The sequence below is a fragment of the Herbaspirillum sp. B65 genome, from assembly GCF_000333555.1.
Lineage (GTDB): Bacteria > Pseudomonadota > Gammaproteobacteria > Burkholderiales > Burkholderiaceae_D > Herbaspirillum > Herbaspirillum rubrisubalbicans.
In genome coordinates this window covers 1-2,130 of record NZ_BADI01001033.1, presented here as the reverse complement: position 1 = coordinate 2,130, position 2,130 = coordinate 1, and the positions used below count along the sequence as shown (strand labels likewise).

Genomic DNA, 2,130 nt, shown 5'->3' with positions numbered 1-2,130 from the left:
GCACCCCTCCGGGAGAGGCCGCCAAGCGTCGCCTGCCGTTGTTGCAGCTCCTTGCCGTGGCACCACCACGGCGCGTCGCTGCGCCTAGGCAGTCAACGCTTGGCGACCTCTCGCACTCGCAGATTAAATGTGAACAGGCCCTAGCTGTGCCGGTCACGCTGGCGTGACGGTGAACAAGCCATTGAGTGCCTGGCCGCCTTTTCGTTCCGTCGCGCTCAGGCTCTTCTTCACGGATGCTGGCATCGCTGACAGCACGCCTCACCTCCTCGTTGAGCGCTACGCTGATATCGCTAACATGCGGCCCTCCCTAAGATGAGGACTCGTAGGGCAGATCAAGCCCTGCGCAATTGTTCACCCTCAAAAGGAGATACACCATGGCAAACCAAAACCAAGGCTCGACCAGCAACCGCGGCTTCGCTTCGATGGATGAAAACAAGCAGCGCGAAATCGCCAGCCAGGGCGGCAAGGCCGCTCACGAAAAGGGCACGGCCCACGAGTTCACCTCCGAAGAAGCCCGTGAAGCCGGCCGCAAGGGCGGCCAGAACAGCCATGGCGGCAACCAGGGCAATAGCGGCAACAACCGCTAACACCTGGCACCCCGTGTGTTGGCAGAGGGCCCTGCGGGGCCCTTTTTGATTGCCTGCCGCCGCCTTCGCCACTGCCTAGAACTCATTTCATTTCCAGGAGATCAGCATGACCGTCAAGACCTTGAAAGACCTCTTCATCCATAGTCTCTCCGACGTCTACAGCGCCGAAAAGCAGCTCACCCGCGCCCTGCCGCGACTAGCCCGCGCGGCCACTACACCCGAGCTGCGTCAGGCCTTCGAGCAGCACCTGGAAGAAACCCAGGGCCAGGTCGAACGCATCGACCGTCTGGTGGAAGGCGCCGACCTGCGCTTGAAGCGCATCAAGTGCGTGGCCATGGAAGGCCTGGTGGAAGAAGGACGGGAACAGATCGATGAGATCGAAAAGGGCCCGGTCCTGGATGCCGCCCTGATCGGCGCGGCGCAAAAGGTGGAACACTACGAGATCGCCACCTACGGCACCCTGTGCGCGCTGGCCAAGCAACTGGGGTTGGACGAGGCCGCCAAGCTGCTCGATGAAACCCTGCAGGAAGAAAAGGCCACCGACCAGAAGCTGAGCAAGCTGGCCCTGCAACAGGTCAACGAGAAAGTCGCCGCCTGAGCAGGCAGCAGCAAAAATGCAGTAGCAGAAGAGGCCGACTCCCGCAGGGACCGGCCTCTTGTTCAGATCAGCAGGGACGAGCGCGCCTGCGCCGGCAGGCCCGCCTGCAAGCGGCCCAACAGCAGCCGCAACTGGCTGCGATAGTCGAGCACCACATTGCGCCGGCAGTAGGGGCTCCAGGCCGGGTCCGGCTCCGCCCCGCGCCGCTGCTCGGACTCCAGCGGCGGCAGTCGCACCTGGGTCGCCTCGGCCAGACTGGCACGCAGCTCCAGCAAGGTCAGCGCGACGGTACGGTATTTGTGCGGGGCTTCCAGCGCCACGCCACAGGCGGCACAGACCAAGCGCAAGCGGGCCTTGGCATCCTTGGTCGCGGGTGCCTGATCGCCCTCGCTCCAGGAGGCACCGAACAGCAGCGGCCCGACATGGTTGAGATAGGCTTCCAGGCACAGCGAGAGCATCAGCAATGCCGACAGGAACACCCAGCGCGAGCCCGCTTCCTCTTCGCCACCTTTGCGGATGAGCACCTCGGCCCCCTGCCACAATTGCACATAGGTCAGCGTCGGCGCATCGTCGTGGGGTGCATCACTGCGCATGGCTCGCTCCTCACGACAAGGCCGTATCCATCACCATCATCAGCACGAAGCCGACGATGAGACAGCAGGTAGCCGCCAGCCCATCATGGCGCCGATGCGGATCGGGAATCACCTCATGCGCCAGCACGAACAGCATGGCCCCGGCCGCGCCCCCCAGCGCCCATGGCTGCATGGCAGCCGAGAGCGACACCACGGCCGCTCCCGCCACGGCCGCCAACGGTTCCACCAGTCCCGAGAGGATGCCGCAGCCGATGGCGTCGCCGCGCGCATAACCGATGCCGCGCAAGGCGGTGGCTACGATCATGCCTTCCGGGATGTCCTGCAAGGCGATGCCGAAGGTCAGCACCGAAGC

The 2,130-nt window shown here is 64.4% G+C and carries 4 protein-coding genes; 2 read left to right on the top strand and 2 right to left on the bottom strand.

What is annotated here, in order from left to right; translation table 11 throughout:
* The first annotated feature begins 374 nt into the window (after nt 1-374).
* A complete protein-coding gene (locus tag I5W_RS24350) occupies nt 375-587 on the top strand; it encodes a KGG domain-containing protein (RefSeq protein ID WP_017455303.1) in 213 nt (70 codons plus the stop codon).
* A gap of 106 nt (nt 588-693) precedes the next feature.
* On the top strand, nt 694-1,185 hold the full coding sequence (locus I5W_RS24345; RefSeq protein WP_017455304.1) for a YciE/YciF ferroxidase family protein: 492 nt from the start codon (nt 694-696) through the stop codon (nt 1,183-1,185).
* A gap of 62 nt (nt 1,186-1,247) precedes the next feature.
* Here the strand turns inward: I5W_RS24345 and I5W_RS24340 are convergent, their stop codons facing one another.
* Both I5W_RS24340 and I5W_RS24335 read right to left on the bottom strand, forming a co-directional pair.
* A complete protein-coding gene (locus I5W_RS24340) occupies nt 1,248-1,778 on the bottom strand; it encodes a hypothetical protein (protein ID WP_044531185.1) in 531 nt (176 codons plus the stop codon).
* A gap of 10 nt (nt 1,779-1,788) precedes the next feature.
* Nucleotides 1,789-2,130: ZIP family metal transporter (locus tag I5W_RS24335; protein WP_044531184.1), on the bottom strand; the 342-nt coding region annotated here is incomplete at its 5' end.